This window comes from Mangrovihabitans endophyticus, from assembly GCF_014646155.1.
Taxonomy (GTDB): Bacteria; Actinomycetota; Actinomycetes; order Mycobacteriales; family Micromonosporaceae; genus Actinoplanes; species Actinoplanes endophyticus.
Map to the genome: position 1 here is coordinate 1 of NZ_BMMX01000198.1, position 532 is coordinate 532.

At 44.9% G+C, this 532-nt stretch carries 1 protein-coding gene; it reads right to left on the reverse strand.

The genetic code is table 11. The annotated features are described in order from the left end of the window. Positions 1 to 7: 7 nt before the first annotated feature. Positions 8 to 532, reverse strand: a 525-nt coding sequence (locus tag IEY73_RS34900; protein ID WP_268240518.1) for a phosphate acyltransferase, incomplete at its 5' end; no start/stop codon positions are given.

Here is a 532-nt window from a genome sequence, read left to right on the forward strand (position 1 = left end):
AACGGTGTTAATAATATCTTCCACTAAAGCACCCCCTACTCAAATCATTAATGGGCTTGTTCAAACCTTGTAAGATGGGCCCTATCGCCACGACTTTAGCGCTTCGTTGCACCGCTTTATAAGCGATATTCCCAGCGTTTAAATCCGGGAAAATAAAAACGCTAGCTTGCCCGGCCACTTGGCTGTTAGGCATTTTTTTCTTCGCTACGCTTTTATCAATGGAAGCGTCAAATTGCAAAGGGCCATCAATTTCTAATTGCGGATCTAAACGCTGAGCGATCTCTCTAGCTTCGTTGATTTTGTCTATCATTTCGCCTTGCGCGGAATCGCCTGTCGCATAAGAGAGTAGGGCCACTTTAGGCGCGATATTGAATTGTTTAGCGCTTTGCGCGGAAGTGATAGCGATTTCAGCCAATTCTTTAGGGCTAGGGTTAGGGATAATCGCGCAATCCCCAAAGACTAACACTTGAGTGTCTAAACACATTAAAAACACGCTTGACACCAGGCTCACGCCAGGCTTTGTTTTAATGAT